Source organism: Cohnella thailandensis (assembly GCF_014212135.1).
Lineage (GTDB): Bacteria > Bacillota > Bacilli > Paenibacillales > Paenibacillaceae > Cohnella > Cohnella thailandensis.
In genome coordinates this window covers 1-21,242 of the sequence record NZ_JACJVQ010000005.1, presented here as the reverse complement: position 1 = coordinate 21,242, position 21,242 = coordinate 1, and the positions used below count along the sequence as shown (strand labels likewise).

The following is a 21,242-nucleotide window of genomic DNA, read 5'->3' as shown; positions in this document are numbered from 1 at the left end:
GCCTTGCATGTTGTGTCCTTATTATATCGGCATGTATACGAACTTGCAAAAGACTATTCCGTCCGGAACGGCAGCCGGAAGCCGAATCGGGCCCCCTCTCTCCATTCGGCATCCAACCAGATGGTTCCTCCTTGCAGCTCGACCAAGTTCTTGGAGATCGCGAGGCCAAGTCCCGTCCCTTCGTATTGCCGGTTCATGGCGGAATCCATCTGATTAAATGGAAGAAACAGCTTGTCGATATCTTCCGCGCGAATCCCGATGCCGGAGTCCGTTACCCGGAACTCGACGACCATCCGATCCGCTCCGGCGGCCTCCTCTGCCGAAGGAAATGCCTCCAGCAGCACGAAGCCGAAATCGGTGAATTTCACGGCATTGCCGATCAGGTTGATCAGAACCTGCCGAAGCCGCGTTTGATCTCCGTACAATAGGTTCGGCAGCTCGGGGTCGAGGCTGGTCTCCAGCCGAATGCCTTTCTGCCCGGCATTGATGGAGAACAGCTCCATGCAGTCCGTCAAACAATCGATGAGGTTGAACCATTCCGGCTTAAGCTGCACGTTCCCCGTCTCGATGCGCGAGAAATCGAGAATGTCGTTGATAATTCGAAGTAGCGCCCGGCTGCTCTTGTCTTGAAGCAGCAGAAGCTCGCGCTGCGTCTCGGTCGGATCCGCCCGCAGCAGGAGCTGGTTCGCCCCTACGATTCCGTTCAGCGGCGTTCGGATCTCGTGGCTCATCGTCGCAAGAAAAGCGCTTTTCGCCCCGTTCGCGCTCTCCGCCTCCTCCTTCGCCCGTATGAGCTCTTGCTCCGCTTTTTTTTGCTCCGTAATATCCCTGGCCACCATATAGACGTATTCCTTGGCCTCGACGAAGAGCGGGAACATGGAGACGTGAAGGAGAATCCGCTCGCCCGTGCGTCCTTTAATATGCATCTCCGAAGCCTGGGGTACCGCCGTGCGGATGACCGCGCGCAAGCATTCTTCCGCCCTTAGGAATTCTTCCCGGTCCGGGATCAGATTCTCCAGGATGACGTCGGGCATGTCTTCTTCCTTATAACCCGTTTTGAGGTTCACGGCCGGATTGATGCTGACCAAGCGATCGAGAGCCGGATCGTAGCAGACGACCATGTCCGGATAATGCTCGAACAAGGAGAAATACCGCCGCTCGTTGAAGTGCGCCGCCCGAAGAGCGTTTCTCTTGTCGAGATACATGACGATCCAGACCGTTGCCATGATAAACAGGGCCGCCCCTCCGATCAGCACGGCCAAATACGGCGATTCGACTCCGGATTCGATCACCATGGCATTCGAAGGGTTGAAATACGTGCCCGACATCGCTACGTAGTGCATCCCGGACACGGCGATCCCGAACAGAAGGGCTCCCGCCATCTTCCGCAGCATCTCCCGCTTGCCGCAAATAAAGATGGGGAGATAGAACGTCAAGTAAAGGGAGCAGAAGGTGAAGAAAACGGCGATAAGGATCGAAATCAAGATGTAGCCCGGAAGATAATCGAAGATGCTGGACATCCCCATCGCGTACATCCCCATGAAATGCATCAGCACGATGGCCCCGGAGATAAAGGTTCCGCCAATAATAAACGAGCCATGCCTGCATTCCCGCCGTTTGGCGATCGGGAGAATGCCGAGGTATACCATGGCGATAGGAATAACGGCCGATAGATATAGCGGAAGTTGGCGGAAGCAAAGCGAAGCGTTCGTCTCCCAAGCAAGAATGCCCAAGTAGTGCATGGACCAGATGCCGATTCCGATCACGATCGCGGCAAGAGGAATGAACAAGCGAGATTGGAAGCTGGGAGATCGATATCGCCCGATCAGATCGTAACCTATGTAGGAGGAAACGACGGGGAACAGCACGGAAAGAAAAACAAGAAGCGCGTCGTAGTGTCCGGGTTCGTGAGGCATAAGCTGCTCCTTGAGAATCCAACCTTAAGGATGCGGTTAACCGTCTGCGCAGGTTGGAGCATATAAAACAAAGACGAGCGGGACGGGCCCGCGTCGTCGTCGGTTCTCATATTAAGGGAGTCGTTCCGGATTCACAATCAGATTAAAGGAGTATTTTGCCGAAAAGGTCGGATTAGGCCTTCAACACGTCATGGTCGACGTAACGCGTTCCGTTGAGCTCGCTGATGACGTTGATCGCCACCTTGGCTCCGTCGCCTGCCGTGATAATCGTGTGCATGCTGACTCCGGCTACCGTGCCCGCCGCCCATACGTTGTCCACGCTCGTTCTGCCTTCCGGCGTAGCGTCGATGATCGTCTTGATTCTCGGCTCGGTGCCCGGCTTCGTCCGGATGTCGCTCGCTTCAGCGAAATCCGTGAACATGCCCGTTGCGATAATGACATGAACGGCTTCGTACGAGGCGCCATCCTCCGTCTCGATGGAGATGGAGCCGTCCGCCGCCGTCAGCTTGGTTACTTTCAGCTTCGTCGCTTTTCCTTGAACGTACTCGGCGCCGAATTTCTGGGCTTGCTTCTTGCCCGTCTCGACGAGATCGGGACCCGAGATGCTCGGAGCTCCGTAATGATTGTCCAGCCAAGCTCGTCTCGTCACGCTTTGGTCGCTGTCGATCACCAGCGTTTTTTTGCCCGCCTTGGCGGTGAACAGAGCGGCGCTCGATCCGGCGGGACCTCCGCCAATAATCACTACATCATACATTACACAGTCGCTCCCCTCGAATGATAATGGTATGGCATCTTCATAATTATACCATTATCAGCCATGGGAAGGCCAAGCCTAACGCGAGGGGCGCAGCCACCCTTGTTCCCGGCCGGCCCCTTCCCTTGTCAGTGTTCCTTAAGCCGCTCGACCGAGACGGTCTTCGTGTTCGTCGGTTTCGCTCCTATTTGTACCGTAGCCATCCCGTTCGCCTCGTCTACGTTTTCGATCCAGACCGGTTGTCCTTCCAGCTCGACCTCTATCGTATCCTTCGAGGAAAAAATCTCAGCTGCCCTCTGCGCGTTCACCGTGCACTCCCCCTTCCAGCGTATCCGTCGTCGAAGCGCCGATATGCCCGTTGTGAATCGTAACCTGACCGCCGCCAAGTCCTTCGTTGACCATCCTGTCGATATCCATGTCGAACTGTTCCTTGCCTTCGTACAAAGCATCCGTATCGCTCGGGTTGGTCATCGCTGCTCGGTCCCCTCTCTGCGGTGTTTTTGTCACGCCAAGCACAATATGCCCGCTGCGGGTTAGCTCCATTCATTCGGGGAACTCTAACCTTACGGAACTTAGGCCCGAGAGGAGTGCTATACGAATGCATACAGTCTGGAAAGGCGCCATCAGCTTCGGTTTGGTCCACGTCCCCGTCAAAATGTTCACCGCCACGGAGGACAAGGACATTCATCTCCGAATGATTCACCGCGAGTGCGGCACCCCCATCTCGAACGTGAGAAGCTGCCTGCATTGCGACCGGAAGGTGGAGTGGGAAGAGATCACCAAGGGCTTCGAGTATGAAAAAGGGCGTTTCGTGCTATTTGAAGAGGAGGAGCTGGAGGCGGCCAAGCCGGAGAGTACGCGAACGATTCAGATTCTGGACTTCGTCTCGCTGGAGGAGATCGATCCTCTCTATTATCAGAAGACATATTACCTATCTCCGGATCAGGCGGGCGGCGGAGCTTACGGCTTGCTGCTGGAGGCGATGCGGCAAAGCGGGCGAATCGGCATCGCCAAGGTATCGATCCGCAGCAAAAGCAGCCTGGCGGCGATTCGCGCCGTCGAGAATTGCATCTGCATGGAGACGATGTTCTACCCGGACGAGATCCGGCCGATCCAGAACGTGCCCAATCTTCCCGGAGCCGAGGTTCAGGTCAACGACCGGGAGCTGGCGATGGCGAAGCTGCTGATCGACCAGCTGTCGACTCCGTTCGATCCGGCCAAGTACACGGACGATTATCGCGTCGCTTTGCTGAACGCCATCGAGCGGAAGATCGCGGGCGAAGGCATCGATGTCGTGACCGCTCCGGCGGCCGAGCGGACCAACGTCATCGATCTGATGGCGGCGCTTCAGGCGAGCCTCGAAGCGGTCAAGCCGGGAGCCGGAGCGGCGGCCGCCGGCGCAGCTGCCGGGGCGGATGCGGAAGCGGCTCCCGCGGCGGGACGAGCGAACCGTTCTGGCCGCGCGAGAACGGCCGCGAAGACGGCGGCTCCGGAAGCGGCCGCGGAGGACGCGGGCGCCGCCAAGACAGGAGAGTCCTCGCGCAAGAAGCCGACCGCTCGCGCGTCCGCGAAGAAGGCCGCCGCCGGGGCGGAGAGCGTCGGGGCCGGCTCCGCGGCCGGCAAGGGAACCGCCGCTCCCAAACGCAGAACGGCGCGATCGCCGGAAGGCGCCGGTGGACCCGGCCAATAAAAGCTTAAAGAAAGCTTAAAGATGAGAGGATCTTCACCAAGCCAATATTTTGCCAATGAATTCCCCTTGGGATGCTGATAGACTGAAGTCATTCCAAGCCGAAGCCACGCGGAACGCATGGCGCGGGGGACCCAAGTTCAGGGGTGAAGCCGTACCGCTGGATGGTACGGCGGGGGAACGCTTGGACCCCTAACCCGGCAGCTAACCTCGCAGGCATACACCAAGGGAGGAAACCTCATTGTTGAAGAAGAAACGTCTTGGCAAGTTGGTCCTGTCCGGTTCTCTGGTCCTTGCATTGTCCATTCCAGCCGCAGCTTCCGCATCGGCCGCGTCCAATACGACGTCGGCTGCGGCGAACCCATACAGCATCAACTACTCCTGGTCGAAGCTGGCCAGCCAATACGGGATCGATCTGAACTCGATCTTTACGCAAATCCAGAACGGCAACTGGTACACGGGAACGACCGGCGGATCGACGGGCAACGCAGGCTCCGGTTCGGCAGGTAACGCTGGTTCTAACGCGGGGTCCGGCTCGACTGGCAACGCAGGTTCTGGCTCGACAGGCGGTAATTACGGCTATGGCAACTCGGGCAGCACGGGCAGCAACTCGGGTTCGACCGGCGGCAGCTCCGGTTCCAGCTCGGGCTCCGCGGGCAGCGGCTCCACGGCTACTCAATCCGATTACGCCGCCCAAGTCGTCGCCCTGGTCAACAAGGAACGCGCCGCTGTCGGTCTCGGCGCCCTGAAGACGGACGCCAAGCTGACTCAGGTCGCCGTCGCCAAGGCCAAGGACATGTACAACAACAACTACTTCGATCACACGTCCCCAACCTACGGATCTCCGTTCGACATGATGAAGCAGTACGGCGTCAGCTTCAGCTACGCCGGCGAGAACATCGCCAAAGGCCAGCAAAATCCCCAAGCGGTCATGACCGCCTGGATGAACAGCGCCGGCCATAAGGCGAACATCCTGAAGAGCAACTTCACCTCGATCGGCGTCGCTTACTACAACGGCGTCTGGGTTCAAGAGTTCACGGGCTGATCATAAACTCTGTAAACCGGGCAAGCCATTGGCTTGCTTGGTTTTTTTGTGTTCCAACCTCGCACTTCCTGTAAGCAGACATTGTCGGCTTACAGCTCTAAACTAACCCCTCGCGCTACCTGTAACCCGACATCATCGGNNCGATATCATCGGGTTACAGCTTCTTGTTCATTACACCATAAGAGCGTCAGCAGCTTGTGTTAACTGATAAGCATGGTGTCGGAGCGTTCCTGAACCAACTGGACTCAAAATCTCTTTTTTAACCATTTTCTTGAGAATTACACGGGTCGCATCGTCTTTGAACAACAAGCACTTGCAAGCTTCCGCTAAAGTAAAAGGCTCGCCGCCCTTGGACCAGCCTAGGCGAACGATCTCCCGTTCGAGGACCGGCAATTCCATCAAGGCAGAGCCTGGTGCGCTCGCATATCTGCCCATCAACTCGTAAATCGCGCGTTGGCAAGCTTCGGGTTTCTTATCCACTTCGTCGTAGCTGAACGGGAAGTAACGATAGCCCCGAACGGCCACCGATCGAATCCGCATGCGTTCGAACGAGAAGCGATCCCGGGTGAGGTTCTCGCCATGAGCGACATAGCCGTCGCACTCGAACGCGATTCCTAACGGTTCGTAAAACACGTCCACGTATATCTTCACTCCGGACAGGCTGACCATCTCTTTCTCCAGAACGATTCCGTCCAAGGACTTCAGAATCGGCCAAAGCGTCGATTCCAGCAGCTTGCGCGTACCCGTCAAATCCTTGTTCAGCATCTCCAGTCGCTGCCCCGTCGAGGTTCGCCTTTGTTCCTCCACCAGCTTCTTGAAAGCAAGATCAAAGTCGCTCATATTAGAACTTCCTCCCTTTATGCGCATAAGAACGCAAAAAGCCGCCCCCACGGTCAGGTGGAGAGCGGCGTGTGCTTCACGCGCAAGCGATATTTGTAAACAAACTACCATAAATAGTTGGAATTGTCTACCATGAAGTTGCTCGCGAGGTAAAACGAAAGTTAGTTGGGCAAATTATCGACAACGAGGAGGGTGAACATACGATGAGCGGACGCAACAGCAAGCCAGACAACGACGGACCGGCCTCTTCGCCTTCGAGGCTGGAGCAATTCGGGGACAAGTGGTCGTCCAACCCCGGCCGCACGCCGAAGAAGCCAAAGAAAAACGCTCCCAACGAGTGCACCTGACCAAAGGGCTTTCGGGATCGCCCCATGACTGGAACATAACCAATAACGGATAGCCAGTTACCCTAAGTCGGCATCCCAACAAAACGTGCAATCTCGTTGATAAGCATACGGCAGCCTTGCGGGGATGGAAACCATCCTCGAGGGGCTGCCGTTTATTTTGTCTAACGTTGGGATCATCGCGGAATCGTTTTGAAAAGACTCAGAGAATCGGCAGCAGAAGCAGACCGAAGCCGATGCACCCGCTGGCGAACGCGGCCAGCCGAAGGATTCGCACTCCTCCCGCGCGCGATTGTTCCTTGCCCAGCATTCTCCAGAATAGCCGAGGATGAAGCGCGACGAACCAAGCCGACCCCGTCATAAAAACAAGAATCAAGGCCAGCATCGCCGCGGGTGCCGAGGATGGGCTTCCCATGGTGGATTCCCTCCGATCTCGATGTAGGTGCAGTACCTTATTCTATGCGGGAGGGATACCCGTTGGAAGCACTTGCTTGCGGTCTTGAAGCTTCCTTGTCACAGAATGCGGCGGTCGATCGTTATACCGTCAGATTCGTAAACGACAAGGAGGCAAAACCGATGAACCCCCTCGATTGCATCGTCATCGGAGCCGGGCACGCCGGCATTCACGCGGTGAAGGAAATTCGCAACCAAGCTTTAAGAGGCGAGATCGACCGCCCGGTCCGGCTTCTTCTCATCGACAAGAACCCGCATCATCTGCGCAAGGTCCTGCTGTTTAAGCCGGCGGTTACGGACGAGGAAATCCGCATCCCTCTCTCCCGGCTTTTCCCCGACGGGGTCGAGATCGTGCAAGGCGCCGTAACCGGCATTCTGGCGGAGGAGAAAAAAATTCGCTTCGCGGACGCTTCCGGCGCCGAGCGGACGAGGAAGTATGATATTCTCGTTGTAGCGGCGGGCAGCACCGTCCGAACGCCCGAGCCGCGGCAAGGCGGCCTGCCGCTCGCTTCGTTAGAGGATGCGCTCGCGATCCGCGAGAGGTGGAGGACGAATCTGAAGCAGGCGGCGGCCGAAGCGGATCCTCTCGAACGTTCTCGCCTGATGACGATCGCCGTAGCCGGAGCAGGCATCAGCGGAATCGAGACTTCCGCCGAATTGGCGTATCATGCCCGGCAGGATGCCGAGAGGCTGGGACTTGACCCGAACGATCTGAAGATCGTCCTTTATAACGCGAATGAACGGTTGTTCCCGCAAGGACCGGAGAAGGTGGCCGCACGCTTGGAGCAAATCTTGACGAACGGCGGAGTCGTCGTGAAGCATGGCTGCCGCGTTCTTCAAGAAGCCGACGGCGTTCTGCATTTGTCTAAAGGAGAGCCTCTCCCCGTCGGACTTTGCGTGTGGACGCTGGGGCTGGCGCCGAATGCAGTCGTCGGGCAATGGGGCTTGCCCCTCACGGCGGACGGCTTCGTCGAAGTGGATGCAAGCTACCGCGTCCCCGGCTATCCGGGAGTCTACAGCATCGGGGATTGCGCCAAAGTAATCGACCCGCGCACCGGACTCGCGGATGGGATGACCTGCAAGGAAGCCGTGCCTCAAGCGGCGAGGCTCGGCAAGATCATCGCGGCCGATCTGTCCGGGCGGCAAGCGCCGATCCATTCCGGCTATATGGAGACCTTCTGCATCGGACTGGGTCCGGAGAAGGGATTGGCGTGGGTTCGCAAGTGGGGACTGGATTTCGTCATTGCCGGCAAGCCGGGCCTGCGGATCAAGCAGTATGTGTGGAACTTGGCCAGCATGATCAAGTGACTCGGCCGGCAGCGAAAGGGGAAGTTCGAACATGGAGCAATTATACTCGCGTCACCGAAGGCTTCTGATGTCGTTAGCCTATCAGTTGACCGGTTCGTTCTCGGACGCCGAGGACATCGTGCAGGACGTATTCCTGAAGGCTTACGACTCGAAGCCTCGAGGTCTGAACGAGGCGCCGCAGGCTTATCTGTGCAAAATGGTAACGAATCGCTGCCGGGACCTCGGCCGATCGGCGCGCAAACGGCGCGAGAGCTATTTCGGCGAGTGGCTGCCCGAACCGGTCCCGACTTCGGAGGACGAGGTATTCGAGGTGATCGCCCGCGACGAGCTGCTCTCCTACGGCACGATGGTTCTGCTGGAGAGAATGACTCCCGCGGAGAGGGCGGTGTTCGTCCTTCGCGAGGCGCTCGGCTTCGAATATGCGGATATGGCGGGCATCCTGGACAAAAGCGAAGCGAACTGCCGCAAGCTGTACAGCCGCGCCAAGAGCAAGCTCGGCGGCCCTCTCCCCGAGCCGCCCGCCGAGCCTGCCCCCGGGGAAGCGGCGTGGGTCCACGACTTTCTTGCGATGCTACGCCAAGACAAAGTAGATGAGGTAATGTCCATGCTCGCCAAGGATGTCGTCCTGATCTCCGACGGCGGAGGCAAGGCAAACGCGGCCGTGAAACCGGTTGTCGGCCGGGACTTCGTCTCGCGCTTTCTTCTGGGGGTCATGCGCAAGAGCTCGGCTCCGGGCGAAGAGATGCGCTTCGAGCTCGGCCGAGTCAACGGAGGCCTCGGCTTGCTTGTCTTCTCGCGTGACGCGGTGGATTCGGTCGTGACGGTTCAAGTCGAGAACGGACGGATCCTCCGGATCTACATGGTTCGCAATCCCGACAAGCTGAAGCTTTTCAACAAGCTGGTTTAAAGGATCTGATCAAGGACGCAATCCCCGGCCGGTATCGTCTCCATGACTGCCTGAACGGCAGGATGGCGCAGCGTGCCGCCCGGGGTAAGCTCCATGTATTGCACCTTCACGACCAGGCGGGGGACGACCCACTCCGCGTCCCGATGCCTCTCCGGACGATTCGAGAAGGGCATCCGGACGGCCGTCTCCTCCAACAATCGGCGCACGAACCGCGTCCACTCGGCCTGAGTCAGCTTCCCCGGGCCCGCGTGCCCCACATAAGCGAACGTGCCATTCTCCGCGTAAAGCCCGAGCAGCAGCGCGTTCGCTCTTCCATCTTTGTACGTGATTCCGCCCACCGCCGCGTAGAGATCGCGAGAAAGCTTCCTTTTGACCCATCGTCCGTCCTTGCCATCCGGGGAATACGCGCTGTCGAGGCTCTTGCAGACGATTCCCTCCATCCCGCGCGCCTTCATCAACTCGAATAAGGCGGCCCCGTCCGGAAACGAATCCGTCAATTGAACGAGCGGCCCCGTCTTGACGACCGAATGCAGCAGCCGCTGCCTCTCCTCGAGCGAACGGTTAATCGTCCACTCGCCCTCATAATAAAGGATATCGAAAACCATATAAACGACAGGCACTCGCCGAACCGCCGCCTCGATGCTAGCCGTTCTGCGCAAGCCGTCCCGCTTCATGATCTCGTGGAAGGAGGGCTTGCTCTCGTCGAACGCGATCATCTCCCCGTCGAGAATGTAAGACGAAGCGGCGCAAGCCAGGTCCGGCTGGCCGAACTCGGGATATTGCGCGGTCCGCTCGTTAAGCTTGCGGTTGATAAGCCGAATGCCGGAATCGTCCCGATACATCAGCATTCGTACGCCATCCCACTTGATCTGGTAAATCCACCTCTCGCCGACGGGGATGCGGCTTGACGAGATCGGCTCGAACGGAATGACCGGTTTAAGCTCCATGCGCCTCAGCTCCTTGTTTTAGGGAATGCTAAATTCGCGATATAACGGAAGGGAGATCAAGGCCATGCCGACAACGACAGGGAATGCCGTCAAGCTAAAGCTCGGGGAGATCGAGCTGAACGTCACGCATCCGGACAAGCTCATCTGGCCGGACGTCGGAATCACGAAATTGATGTACATCCAGAAGCTCGCCGAGCTCGCCCCTTACCTGCTGCCTCACACGACGGGGCGCTATCTCACGACGATTAGATATCCCGAGGGCATTCACGGCGTATCCTTTTATCAGAAAAATTGTCCCGTGCCCGCGCCATCTTATATTCGCACCGCGGACGCCGGGGATATTCGATACATTCGGTTGGATTCTCTCCCCGCGCTGGTCTGGCTGGGCAGCCAGTATGCGCTGGAGCTTCATGTCTCTTGCGATAGGATCGGAGATCCGCTTCCGGACCGATGGATGCTCGACATCGACCCTTCGCTGGACGAAGAGCCGCGCATCATGGAAGCGACGTCGATCGTTCTGGAGCTGCTCGATTCGCTCGGCCTTGCCGCCGTGCCGAAGACGTCCGGGGCGACCGGCGTACAGGTCGTCATGCCGATCGAGCGGGGACCGACGTTCGACCAGCTTCGGGAATTCGGGAAGTTCGTCAGCGAGTACCTGACGACCCGGCATCCGAAGCTGTTCACCGTGGAGAGGCTCAAGAAAAACCGGGGATCGCTGATCTACCTCGATTACCTTCAGTTCTATTCCGGCCGCACTCTCATCTCCGCTTATTCGCCCAGAGCCCGTCCCGGCGCGCCCGTGTCTACGCCGTTGACCCGCGAAGAGGTGAAGCGCGGAGCGAAAGCGACCGACTTCAACCTGCTCAATATCGCCGATAGGCTGCGTCGGATGGGCGATCTGATCGAGAAGACGCCGAAGCAGCCGCTCGGCCGAGTGCTGGGGATGATCTCTTCGCCGACACGGTAAAGCTCGATGCCCGGCTATAGCAGAGGCGCCAGCATTCGGGAGATCGACTCGCCGATTCGCCTTCCGAACGGCCTGCGGCGGAACGTCTCCAGCCTCATCTCGGAGCTGTCCGCCTGATCCTTCCGGAAGTCCGTCTCCAGGCGCGCGATCGCGGAAGGATGGAACAGGATCGCGTTCGTCTCGAAGTTGCTGTAGAAGCTCCTCAGATCCATGTTCGCCGTGCCTTGGATCGCGAGCAGCTCGTCCACGATGACGACCTTGGCGTGCACGAAGCCGTTGTCGTACTGCCAGACGCGGACTCCGGCTTCCAGCATTTCTTCCACATAGGACAGCGTGGAGGCGTGAACGAGCCACGTGTCGGGAACGAACGGAATGATCATCCTGACGTCCAGCCCGCCCAGCGCGGCGGATTTGAGCGCGCTTCGGATGCTGGGGCTCGGAATGAAGTAAGGCGTCGTAATCCAGATTCTGCGCTTCGCCGAGTTGATGGCCGCGAAGAGCGTATCGTGGATGGCATCGGTGCCGCGATCCGGTCCGCCCGCCACGATCTGAACCGCCTCTTCGCCCGAGCAGCCGTGAACCGGAAAAAGTTCTGCATCCTCGATCGGCTCTCCGGTCGCGAGCTCCCAATCCTTCAGGAAGATCTCCTGCAGGCCATATACCGCGTCTCCTTCCAGCATGAGATGCGTATCGCGCCAGAAGCCGAGCCGCGGGTTTCCGCCCAAATATTCGTCCCCGATGTTGATGCCTCCGACGAAGCCGGTCACGCCGTCCGTAACCACTATTTTGCGATGATTGCGATAGTTCATCCTCTTGCGAAGGAAAGAGGGACGGAGCGGGAAGAAGCAAGCCACGCGGACTCCGGCTTCCCGAAGCGGGCGTAAATATGCCTCCGTCAGCTTGTAGCTCCCGATGCCGTCGTACATCAGCCTAACCTTGACTCCCTTGCGCGCTTGCGCGATCAGCATCTCGCGAAACACTTTGCCCGTCGTGTCGTCCCGGATAATATAAGAAGCGATATGTATCGTATGCTTCGCTTGCCGGATCGCCTGCAGCATCGCCTCGTACGTCGCCGCCGCGTTCGTCAGCACCTTGCAGCGATTGCAGCCGGTAATCGGCGCCGCGCCGGAATGGAGCAGCAGCCGGAACAGCCTCTCCTGGTCAAGGAATTCGGGGTTCGCCAGCTCGGATGGCTTCTTCACGATTCGGCTTCGCTCCATGAGCTTCGACCGGATCCGATCTTCCTCGGCGAAGCTTCGTTTGGCCCGGCGCCGCCTCCGGTATTCCCGGGCCAGAAAGTAATAGAGCACGAACCCGATAATCGGAACGACGAAAAGGATAAACAGCCAAGCGACCGCATGCGCCGGGCGCCGATGCTCCAGCGCGAGAATCGTGGCTGCCTGAAAAATAAAGATCAATAATACGGCGACGATCCAGCCCATGCTCACACCCCTTCGCGCTCAAGTCCTCTCCAGCCCCCAATAATCTAGCTTGTGCGGAGGAAGGGAGGCTCATACGTGGCGGACCCGGCCGAGATCGGCTCGGGCGACGCGATTTGAAGCCAACTTACCCATCTGCGCCTGTTTTGCCTCAAGCCATAGAAAAAAGGGCTGTCCGCGATACCGCCGGCAATGACGGGATCGGGACAACCCTCGATTGGATGAAAAGAATGCTTTAGCTTCTTCTGTTAACCGCCGGAACGTTCGGCGAACAACCGAAGCAATGCCGTCGCGGCTTCCGCGCGGGTAAGAAGCGCCTCCGGTTGGAACCTGCCTTCGTCGCTGCCCTCCAGGACGCCGCGGGAGACGGCCACCCTGACCGAAGAGCGCGCCCAATTCGGAATGTCCGCGTCATCCTTAAAGCCGAGCGCACCGGTCTCTTCCGTTTCGGTCGGCCAGGAAGCCGCATGGATCAACATGACGGCCATCTCGGCTCGGCTGATCTCCTGCTGCGGACGGAAGGAGCCGTCCGGGAAGCCGGCCGCAACTCCGGCGTCTTTCGCCCATTTTACGGCTGGGACAGCCCATTCGGGTATCGTTTGCTCATCGGCGAAAGCGGCAGCGCCGGTATCGGAGGCCGCGCCGCTCGGCTTAATGGCGTTCATCAGCATGACGGCGAATTCCGCGCGGGTCACGTAACGGTTGGGCTGGAAATGCGAATCGTCGATCCCGTTTACGATACCGAGCTCATAAGCTTCGCAAACGTTGGTCCCCGCCCAGTGTCCCGCCACGTCGACGAACGGGCATGGAACGACGGGTTCGGCTGCCTCCCGATGCAGGGCTAACGAGTAGGAAGCTTGCATGCCGTTCGCGGCGGTCACGACGATCTGGAGCTCGTTATCCCCTTCCTTCAGCTTCAGGATATCGTCTCCGTCCCATGCTGCGCCGTTCAAGGATAGCTTCATTCCGGAGAGGTTAGCGGTCGCTTGAAGCCGAACTTCCTCCCGATTCGTCTGCGCCCGATAGAAGAATACATCCGGCTTAAAAGCCGGGGTTAGCGCAAGCGCTTCGTCGTCCGACGTCAGCTTAAGTTCGACGAGCAGCGTCGCAGGAGAGGAACTCGGCGGAGCGACGACGGCCGTTCTCACGGAGAACGCGACAGCCGCCGATTCCGCGCTCTCGTTGCCGACGGCGTCGGTCGCCGTCACCTTCACGGAGTGATCTCCTTCGGCTAGCGCCGTACCCGGCGTCCAGCTCCAAACGCCGCTCGCATCGGCTGTCACCGTTGCCGCCGAGGAGCCATCCAGCAGCACGGCGACCGTTGCGTTCGCTTCGGCCGTGCCGCCGATCGTCGGCTTTGCGTTCGATGTGGCCGAGCCGTCTTCCGGGCTCGTTACGGTAGGCGCGCCCGGCGCCGTCGTGTCGACCGTGAACGTCACGGCGGTCGACTCTACGCTCTCGTTCCCAACCGCGTCTGTTGCGGTTGCCTTTACGCTGTGGGCGCCGTCGGTCAGCGCCGTGCTCGGCATCCACGACCAAACGCCGCTCGCATCGGCTGTCACCGTTGCCGCCGAGGAGCCATCCAGCAGCACGGTGACCGTTGCGTCCGCTTCGGCCGTGCCGCCGATCGTCGGTCTTGCGTAAGATGTGGCCGAGCCGTCTTCCGGGCTTGTTACGGTAGGCGTGCCCGGCGCCGTCGTGTCGACCGCGAACGTCACGGCGGTCGACTCTACGCTCTCGTTCCCAACCGTGTCTGTTGCAATTGCTTTTATGCTGTGGGCGCCGTCGGTCAGCGCCGTGCTCGGCGTCCACGACCAAACGCCGCTCGCATCGGCTGTCACCGTTGCCGCCGAGGCGCCATCCAGCAGCACGGTAACCGTTGCGTTCGCTTCGGCCGTGCCGCCGATCATCGGTCTCGCGTTAGATGTGGCCGAGCCGTCTTCCGGGCTTGTTGCGGCAGGCGCGCCCGGCGCCGTCGTGTCGACCGTGAACGTCACGGCGGTCGACTCTACGCTCTCGTTCCCAACCGCGTCTGTTGCGGTTGCTTTTATGCTGTGGGCGCCGTCGGTCAGCGCCGTACCCGGCGTCCAGCTCCAAACGCCGCTCGCATCGGCTGTCACCGTTGCCGCCGAGGAGCCATCCAGCAGCACGGTGACCGTTGCGTTCACTTCGGCCGTGCCGCCGATCATAGGTTTAGCGTTCGATGTGGCCGAGCCGTCTTCCGGGCTTGTTATGGTAGGCGAGCTCGGCGCCGTCGTGTCGACCGTGAACGTAACGGCGGTCGAATCCACGCTCTCGTTCCCAACCGCGTCTGTTGCGGTTGCCTTCACGGAGTGATCCCCTTCGGCTAGCGTGGTGCTCGGCGTCCACGACCAAACCCCGCTGGCATTAGTCATTACCGTTCCTGCCGAGGAGCCATCCAGCAGAACGCTAACCGTTGCGTTCGCTTCGGCCGTGCCGCCGATCGTTGGCGTCGAATCGGTCACCACGGAACCGTCAGACGGGCTAACGATTGCCGGTGCTGACGGCGCTGTCGTATCGACAACGAACGCGTTCTCCGCCGAAATCGAACCCGTATTCCCTTGTGCGTCCGTAGCTATCGCTTTAACCGTATGCGTTCCTTCCGCAAGCGGAACGCTGGCCGTCCACGTCCAATGACCGCTTCCATTTACGACAGTCGTGCCTGCCGAGGCGCCGTCGATTATCACCGTCACGGTGGAGTACGCTTCCGCCGTTCCGCTTACGGACGGGGTTACGACAGCCAAGATGGAACCATCGGCCGGGCCGGCAATGGCCGGAGCGGCAGGAGCCGTCGCGTCGACCGTGAACGTATGGGACCCCGAATCCGGACTCGCGTTCCCCGCCGAATCCGTCGCCTTCGCTTTGGCGACATGCGCGCCGTCCGCCAATGGCGCACTCGGCGTCCACGACCAATTGCCGCTTGCATCCGCGTTCACCGTTGCGGCAGCCGCTCCGTCCAGCAACACCGTTATCGATACGTTAGGCACCGCCGTACCGCTGAAGACCGGCGTCGGATCGTTCGTCGACGTTCCATTGGCCGGGGTTATGACCACAGGAGCGGCCGGCGGAGTCGAATCGACCGTAAAGGAATGAAGCGCGGAATTCGGACTCGTATTCCCCGCCGCGTCGGTCGCTCTCCCCATCGCGGTATGCAAGCCCTCTGACAGTGACGAGGGCAAGCCTAACGTCCAATTGCCGCTGACATTGGCTACAGTTGTGCCTACTGGGACGGAGTCGATAATCACCGTCACGGTGGCGTTCGCCTCCGCCGTTCCGCTTATCGTCGGGGTGAAGTCGGCCAGCGTGGAACCATGCGCCGGGCTTGTTAGTACCGGAGCAGGCGGCGCCGCCGTGTCGACCGTGAACGTGTTAGCCCCCGAATCGGAGCTCTCATTCCCCGCCGAATCCGTCGCCTTCGCTTTGGCGACATGCGCGCCGTCCGCCAATGGCGCGCTCGGCGTCCACGACCAATTGCCGCTTGCATTCGCGTTCACCGTTGCGGCAGCCGCTCCGTCCAGCAGCACCGTTACCGAGACGTTAGGCTCCGCCGAACCTCTAAAGATCGGCGTCGAATTGTTCGTTATCCCTCCGTTCGCCGGGTTTATTATCGTCGGAGCGCCCGGCGGGATCGAATCGACCGTAAAGGTATGGGTCGCCGAATAGGCGCCCGCGTTCCCCGCGGCATCGACCGCTCTCGTACTTACGGTGTGCGAACCGTCCGAAAGAGGAACAGTCAAAGGGAATGTCCAACTGCCGTCGTTGTTGACATCTATCGTGCCTAACTCGACGTCGTCGACGAAAACGGTAACTTTAGCGTTCGATGCCGTCCCCCTTATCGCGGGCAAAGGAGTCGTCGCGGACCCGTTCGCCGGAGCAATCAGGTTAGGTGCGGCCGGAGGTCCGGTTTCGATTAACCAAGAGTAACTGGCCGGAGAAGAGTCGCTTTCGCCCGAACTCGATACGGCCCTAGCCAGCAGCGTGTGCCAGCCGTCCGTCAAGCCCGCATAAGCGTTATTATTAGCACAAGCGGCGAAAACCGCTCCGTCCAATGAACATTCAAAGGTAGCGTCGCTATCTTCCGACCATAAATCAAAGGAAGCATTGCTGTAGATCGAATGGAAAGGCGGAACCGTCATTATCCTCGTATCCGGCTCTGCCGCGAACGCTGTCGGAACCGTTCCTCCTAAAGCCATTGCCATGGAAAGCAAAAACGACAGCAAACTTCGCCGTCTGAACCTTTTCCCGCTGCCTACCATCTATCATAAACCTCCTAAAAAAAGCCGTGACTCTATCATAGCAAAAATCGACAGGCATCCAACTATTTTCTAAACAGAAAAACAACCGGCGACATCCTATAATAGGAATCGCCGGCTAACCCGTTATTGTCTCTTTAAGCCGCTACGTCTCTGCGGACGAACACGAGCCAGGAAACGAGGTTAAACACGATAAAGTAGCCCGCCAATACCGCCAAAGAGAAACCGAGCGTCATGTTCTGTTCCGGAAGCGGCGTGCTTCCGCTCAGATAGGAGGTTAAGTCGACGTTCGCGAACAGCACGTACTTCACCCACGGCTTCTCCGTCAAGCTAAGCATTCCGGTAATGAAGCTTCCCGAGAGCAGAACGAAGATCGACAGTCCGATAGCGAGTCCTCCGCTGCGGAACGCCGCGGACAGCATGAAGGCAACCGAAAGGATCATGACCTGCGCGATAAACAGATACAAATAAAGCAATCCGATATACACCCAAACCGAATCCCCGGCCACCGGAGAGAAAGCGGGAATGACGGCGGACGAATCGGAGCTGATGCCGAACAGCGCCGCGTTCAGCCCCCAAGTGACGACGAAGCAGAGGGCCATCTGCAGAAGAGCGAACAGAAGAAGCGCCACGAACTTCGAGAGAAGAATCATCGAACGGCTCCAAGGCCGGATCAGCAGCAGCTTGATCGTTCCCGTCGAGAATTCCCCGGCGACGGAATCCGCGGCCTTGACGACGGTGAAGATCGTGATGAGCTGGTACAGAATCGTCGTCTCCAGCTTCATCATTTCCCAGTTGTTCGCGTCGTTGTCTCCGGATGCGATGATATAAATCGCGGAGATAAGCACCGGAACGAACACGACGAAGCCCAGCATGATCCAAGCCCGAATCCGGCGATAAATCTTCATGTTCTCATTCTGAACGAGCTTCCAGAAGTTAGCCAATCGTCTCGCCTCCCGTGACCTCGAGGAACTGATCCTCGAGGGATTTCGTTTTGGCGCGGATGCCGTAGACCCGGATTCCCGCTTCCACCAGACGACGGTTCGTTTCCGCGATCTGGTCTCTTGTGGCCGAAATCGCCAGCAGGCCGTCCTCGATTCGCGCGTCTCCTCTTCCTTCGAGCACCCCGAGCGCATTCTGCGGATGATCCACCTCGAACAGCGCGATCTGCTCCAGGCTTGTCTGCGTCTCCGCTCCCCGGATCGAACGAATGTCGATAATCTGACCCTTCTGCAGAATCGCGACCCGATCGCACATCAGCTCCATCTCCGACAGCAGGTGGCTGGAGACGAATACCGAGGTTCCTTCCTCTCTGGCGAGCTGCCGGAGATAATCCCTCAGCTCCCGGATGCCCGCCGGATCGAGGCCGTTCGTAGGCTCGTCCAGAATGAGCAGCTTCGGGCGATGCATCACGGCCTGGGCGACCCCGAGCCTCTGGCGCATCCCCAGCGAATATTTCTTGACCTTGTCATGAATGCGCCCTTCCAGGCCGACAAGCTTGATCACCTCGTCGATCCGCTCCCTCGTGACCGAAGGATTCATGCGCGCATAGTGGACAAGATTCTCATACCCCGTCAAATATTTGTACATCTCCGGGTTCTCGACGATGGCGCCGACCTGCGCGGCAGCTTCCGCGTAGTGAGTCTTGACGCTGTGTCCGCCGATCGCAATATCCCCCGACGTCAGGGACATCAAGCCGACCATCATGCGAATCGTCGTCGTTTTGCCCGAGCCGTTCGGCCCTAGGAATCCGAACACCTCTCCCGGATAAACCTCCAGGGATACCCGATCGATAATCGTGCGATTGCCGATTCTCTTCGTCACGTCCTGCAGACGCGCAGCAGGTACTAAAGACATGAATTCCCCTCCGCAACCCATTTTGTAATGCAACTTATTTATTATAGCATTCCGTTGGAAGCCGCCACTTGAATTTACCGAAAATTTAACATGCGAGACTTCCATCCTAAATAGAAAATAGACAAGAAGGATAGCGAGAAAATCCATAAAACAATGCGGGTTGACATCTCTATGGATTGCCAGTACAGTTATCTCATATAGTTACTTATTGTATCATTTTGCTCTATTAATTACATAACGTATCCAATATGTCATTCTCGGGAGATGAGGTTCGGAACATGGCGAATCCTACGGTGTATGTCGTTCATTGCGTCGATGCGGAAGGGCCCCTTCAGGAATCTATGGCAAGCTCCTCGGAACGGGACGACTCGGTTCATTCGGAATCGACAAGCTCGGAGTTCCGCGGGCGCTATGCCGACCCTACCGGACAAGGCTGGATCTACAACTGGTTCGTGACGAGCCGACCACGTTCGGAAGAGGACAAGCTCACCGCCGGCGAGGGCGCGCACTCGGTGCTGGACCGCTATTCGCAGCTTGCGCTGACAAGCTTCTCGGGATTGGACGAGGTGCATTGGCACTTCCGCCCTAGCGCTTTCCATGGAGGCTCGCCCGATGCCGGCGCCAGCCTGCTCCATTACCCCGAGATGACCGACATTATGGCGCGCTTCCTTCTCGAACGCGGGTGGTTCCCCACCTGCTTCCATCCCGGACCTTACGCCGAAAGACCGGACACTCACTGGTTCCTGGAGCAATGGATCCCGTTCGATTATGCGAATCGCTCCGTCTCCCGCTATCGGGGCGGCAGCCGGCCAAGCCCGGGCGATGAAGGCTCCTCCCTGGAGTGGCGGAGAGCCGTATGGGACTGGTCCCATTATCGCCCCTCCTACGACGATATCCAACGGGAAGGCTACTGCAACCGTACGATTTTCAAGTGTTTGCCGGCCGGGAACCACGAACGCCGGTTGGATCAAGCGGAGGTCGAGCTGGCCTTCCGCCGCGCCGACGAAGGCTATCCGACCGTGCTTGCCTTCTCCAGCCATGACAGCATGGACCTCCGTCCCGCGGTCGAAGGCGTCTACGGCCTGCTTAAGGAAGCGCAGCGCAAGTTCCCTAACGTGCGGTGGGAACACTCCGGCGCGCTGAACGCCGCGAGGCAATGCCTCGGCCTGCGCGATCCCCGGCCGCTTGAGCTCGACGCGGAATTCGAGAGAACCGCTTCGGGGCTGGCGCTCAAGGTTCGCTCCAACAAGCCGACCTTCGGATCTCAGCCTTTCCTGGCGTTGAAGACGAAGGACGGGCGCTTCCATCATGGAAGCTTCGAAACGATCGCTCACAGAAGGGAATGGATCTGCAAGCTCGAAGAGAGCGGACTTCCGCCGGAGTCGATCAGCCGGATCGGCATCGCTTCTAGCGATGCGTACGGCCATGTTCACGTGTCGCTTTTCCAAGGAGACGGAACCCCCATTCTCCCGCTGTCTATCCTCCTTAACGTGGAATCGGACTGCGAGTCGACCTTATCCAATGAGGAGATGATCGGATGAAGCTGGCGGTCGGCACGATTCCTTTCGGCTTGAGGAATCCTTATCGCGATCGCGGCAAAGTTCCGTTCCAGGAAGCTGCCGCCATTATGGCTTATGCCCAGCAGGCGGGCATGGAGACGATCGATACCGCGCCCGAATACGGGGACAGCGAAACCATTATCGGGCATATCAAGGAAGGGTACGCTTTTCCCCGGATCGTGACCAAGACCCCCGCTTTCCCCGAGGAATGGATCGGGCCGGAGCCGATCGGCCGCCTGGAGGCGGTTTTTCGGCGCTCTCTTCGGGCCATGCGAAGAACTCCCGTCTACGCCGTCGTCGTCCAGCGCGGGGAGGACATTCTTAAGCCGGGCGGGGAGCGGATCGTGGGACGGCTTCAGGCTTGGAAGGAAGAGGGACTGACGGAGAAAATCGGCTATTCCGTCGTTGGAGGGGCCGACGAGCTGGATCGGCTGCTTGAGCGGTTCAAGCCCGACCTCGTTCAGCTCCCGGCGAACGCGCTGGACCGGCGTCTGCTCGCGTCCGGCCATCTCCGCCAGCTTCGGGCCTCCGGTATCGAGATTCAATCGCGGTCCGCGTTCCTGCACGGGCTTCTGCTTCGGGACCCGTCGCTGCTGCCCTCCCGGCTCGAACGGCTGCGCGAGCCGATTGCCGCGTTGCATGGCGCTTGGATGCGGCAGGGCCGGACTCCTCTCCAAGGAGCGCTCTCCTTCGTCAAAAGCATCCCGGAAATCGACGAGGTCATCGTCGGCTTCCGCAGCCTGCCGCAAATTCGCGAGGTCCATCGGGCGTTCGTGGAGATACCGGGAAGCTCGGAGGGGATCGAGGACATTCCTCTGCCGCCGGATTCGGATTTAATGGAGGCGTTGAGGGGATAGGGAGGAAGATCAAGGTCCTTCCCCTTCGCCGAGATTGCATATGTACGTAGCACGCTACCTGCAAAAGGCAGTCATAACCACCGGCTTA

19 protein-coding genes and 1 riboswitch are annotated in these 21,242 nt (G+C 59.1%); of the genes, 8 read left to right on the top strand and 11 right to left on the bottom strand.

All coding sequences use genetic code 11. The annotated features are described in order from the left end of the window. Positions 1–53: 53 nt before the first annotated feature. From H7B67_RS04915 to H7B67_RS04900, 4 genes are all read right to left on the bottom strand, one after another. On the bottom strand, positions 54–1,916 hold the full coding sequence (locus tag H7B67_RS04915) for a sensor histidine kinase (RefSeq protein ID WP_185118688.1): 1,863 nt from the start codon (positions 1,914–1,916) through the stop codon (positions 54–56). A gap of 172 nt (positions 1,917–2,088) precedes the next feature. Beyond that, positions 2,089–2,670, bottom strand: coding sequence for an NAD(P)/FAD-dependent oxidoreductase (locus tag H7B67_RS04910; protein WP_185118687.1), 582 nt, complete (start codon positions 2,668–2,670; stop codon positions 2,089–2,091). A 128-nt stretch (positions 2,671–2,798) separates the two neighbouring features. Beyond that, the gene (locus tag H7B67_RS04905) at positions 2,799–2,978 is read right to left on the bottom strand and encodes an H-type small acid-soluble spore protein (protein ID WP_185118686.1); all 180 of its coding nucleotides are present in this window, start codon (positions 2,976–2,978) and stop codon (positions 2,799–2,801) included. Further along, entirely contained in the window at positions 2,956–3,141 is a 186-nt protein-coding gene (locus H7B67_RS04900) for a hypothetical protein (protein ID WP_185118685.1), read from the bottom strand. Before H7B67_RS04900 ends, H7B67_RS04905 begins: the two co-directional genes overlap by 23 nt. A gap of 127 nt (positions 3,142–3,268) precedes the next feature. Between H7B67_RS04900 and ku the strand changes: the two genes are divergently transcribed. Next, entirely contained in the window at positions 3,269–4,360 is a 1,092-nt protein-coding gene (gene ku, locus H7B67_RS04895) for a non-homologous end joining protein Ku (protein WP_185118684.1), read from the top strand. Positions 4,361–4,446: 86 nt separating this feature from the next. Further along, positions 4,447–4,591, top strand: a riboswitch (cyclic di-AMP (ydaO/yuaA leader). A 7-nt stretch (positions 4,592–4,598) separates the two neighbouring features. Next, entirely contained in the window at positions 4,599–5,402 is an 804-nt protein-coding gene (locus tag H7B67_RS04890; RefSeq protein ID WP_245363587.1) for a CAP domain-containing protein, read from the top strand. Between the two features lie 171 nt (positions 5,403–5,573). Here the strand turns inward: H7B67_RS04890 and H7B67_RS04885 are convergent, their stop codons facing one another. Further along, on the bottom strand, positions 5,574–6,242 hold the full coding sequence (locus H7B67_RS04885) for a hypothetical protein (RefSeq protein WP_185118683.1): 669 nt from the start codon (positions 6,240–6,242) through the stop codon (positions 5,574–5,576). A gap of 203 nt (positions 6,243–6,445) precedes the next feature. Here H7B67_RS04885 and H7B67_RS04880 point away from each other — a divergent pair, with 203 nt between their 5' ends. Next, a complete protein-coding gene (locus tag H7B67_RS04880; RefSeq protein WP_185118682.1) occupies positions 6,446–6,589 on the top strand; it encodes a hypothetical protein in 144 nt (47 codons plus the stop codon). A gap of 199 nt (positions 6,590–6,788) precedes the next feature. Here the strand turns inward: H7B67_RS04880 and H7B67_RS04875 are convergent, their stop codons facing one another. Then, a complete protein-coding gene (locus H7B67_RS04875; protein ID WP_185118681.1) occupies positions 6,789–7,001 on the bottom strand; it encodes a hypothetical protein in 213 nt (70 codons plus the stop codon). 161 nt (positions 7,002–7,162) lie between these two features. Between H7B67_RS04875 and H7B67_RS04870 the strand changes: the two genes are divergently transcribed. Together H7B67_RS04870 and sigJ are read left to right on the top strand one after the other, a co-directional pair. Continuing rightward, entirely contained in the window at positions 7,163–8,347 is a 1,185-nt protein-coding gene (locus tag H7B67_RS04870; protein WP_185118680.1) for an NAD(P)/FAD-dependent oxidoreductase, read from the top strand. Between the two features lie 31 nt (positions 8,348–8,378). Beyond that, positions 8,379–9,254: an RNA polymerase sigma factor SigJ gene (gene sigJ, locus H7B67_RS04865; RefSeq protein WP_185118679.1), complete on the top strand. Its 876-nt coding sequence runs from the start codon at positions 8,379–8,381 to the stop codon at positions 9,252–9,254. Here the strand turns inward: sigJ and H7B67_RS04860 are convergent. Further along, positions 9,251–10,201 carry an ATP-dependent DNA ligase gene (locus H7B67_RS04860; protein ID WP_185118678.1) on the bottom strand — a complete coding sequence of 317 codons (951 nt, stop codon included), beginning with the start codon at positions 10,199–10,201 and terminating at the stop codon, positions 9,251–9,253. The two genes, sigJ and H7B67_RS04860, sit on opposite strands and share 4 nt — an antisense overlap. Before the next feature lie 64 nt (positions 10,202–10,265). On the opposite strand from H7B67_RS04860, the gene ligD reads away from it, so the two are divergent. After that, a complete protein-coding gene (ligD, locus tag H7B67_RS04855; protein WP_185118677.1) occupies positions 10,266–11,168 on the top strand; it encodes a non-homologous end-joining DNA ligase in 903 nt (300 codons plus the stop codon). A 14-nt stretch (positions 11,169–11,182) separates the two neighbouring features. Here ligD and cls read toward each other — a convergent pair whose 3' ends face one another. The 4 genes from cls to H7B67_RS04835 form a co-directional block, all read right to left on the bottom strand. Continuing rightward, positions 11,183–12,610 carry a cardiolipin synthase gene (gene cls / locus H7B67_RS04850; RefSeq protein WP_185118676.1) on the bottom strand — a complete coding sequence of 476 codons (1,428 nt, stop codon included), beginning with the start codon at positions 12,608–12,610 and terminating at the stop codon, positions 11,183–11,185. Between the two features lie 245 nt (positions 12,611–12,855). After that, the gene (locus tag H7B67_RS04845) at positions 12,856–16,764 is read right to left on the bottom strand and encodes an Ig-like domain-containing protein (RefSeq protein WP_185118675.1); all 3,909 of its coding nucleotides are present in this window, start codon (positions 16,762–16,764) and stop codon (positions 12,856–12,858) included. Between the two features lie 254 nt (positions 16,765–17,018). Beyond that, positions 17,019–17,825 carry an ABC transporter permease gene (locus H7B67_RS04840; RefSeq protein WP_185118674.1) on the bottom strand — a complete coding sequence of 269 codons (807 nt, stop codon included), beginning with the start codon at positions 17,823–17,825 and terminating at the stop codon, positions 17,019–17,021. Continuing rightward, complete coding sequence (locus H7B67_RS04835; protein ID WP_185118673.1) at positions 17,818–18,738, bottom strand: ABC transporter ATP-binding protein; 921 nt, start codon at positions 18,736–18,738, stop codon at positions 17,818–17,820. The genes H7B67_RS04840 and H7B67_RS04835 overlap by 8 nt, the downstream gene beginning before the upstream one ends. A 278-nt stretch (positions 18,739–19,016) precedes the next feature. On the opposite strand from H7B67_RS04835, the gene H7B67_RS04830 reads away from it, so the two are divergent. Both H7B67_RS04830 and H7B67_RS04825 read left to right on the top strand, forming a co-directional pair. Then, positions 19,017–20,279 carry a hypothetical protein gene (locus tag H7B67_RS04830; protein ID WP_185118672.1) on the top strand — a complete coding sequence of 421 codons (1,263 nt, stop codon included), beginning with the start codon at positions 19,017–19,019 and terminating at the stop codon, positions 20,277–20,279. Then, complete coding sequence (locus H7B67_RS04825) at positions 20,276–21,154, top strand: aldo/keto reductase (protein WP_185118671.1); 879 nt, start codon at positions 20,276–20,278, stop codon at positions 21,152–21,154. Before H7B67_RS04830 ends, H7B67_RS04825 begins: the two co-directional genes overlap by 4 nt. Positions 21,155–21,242: the final 88 nt, after the last annotated feature.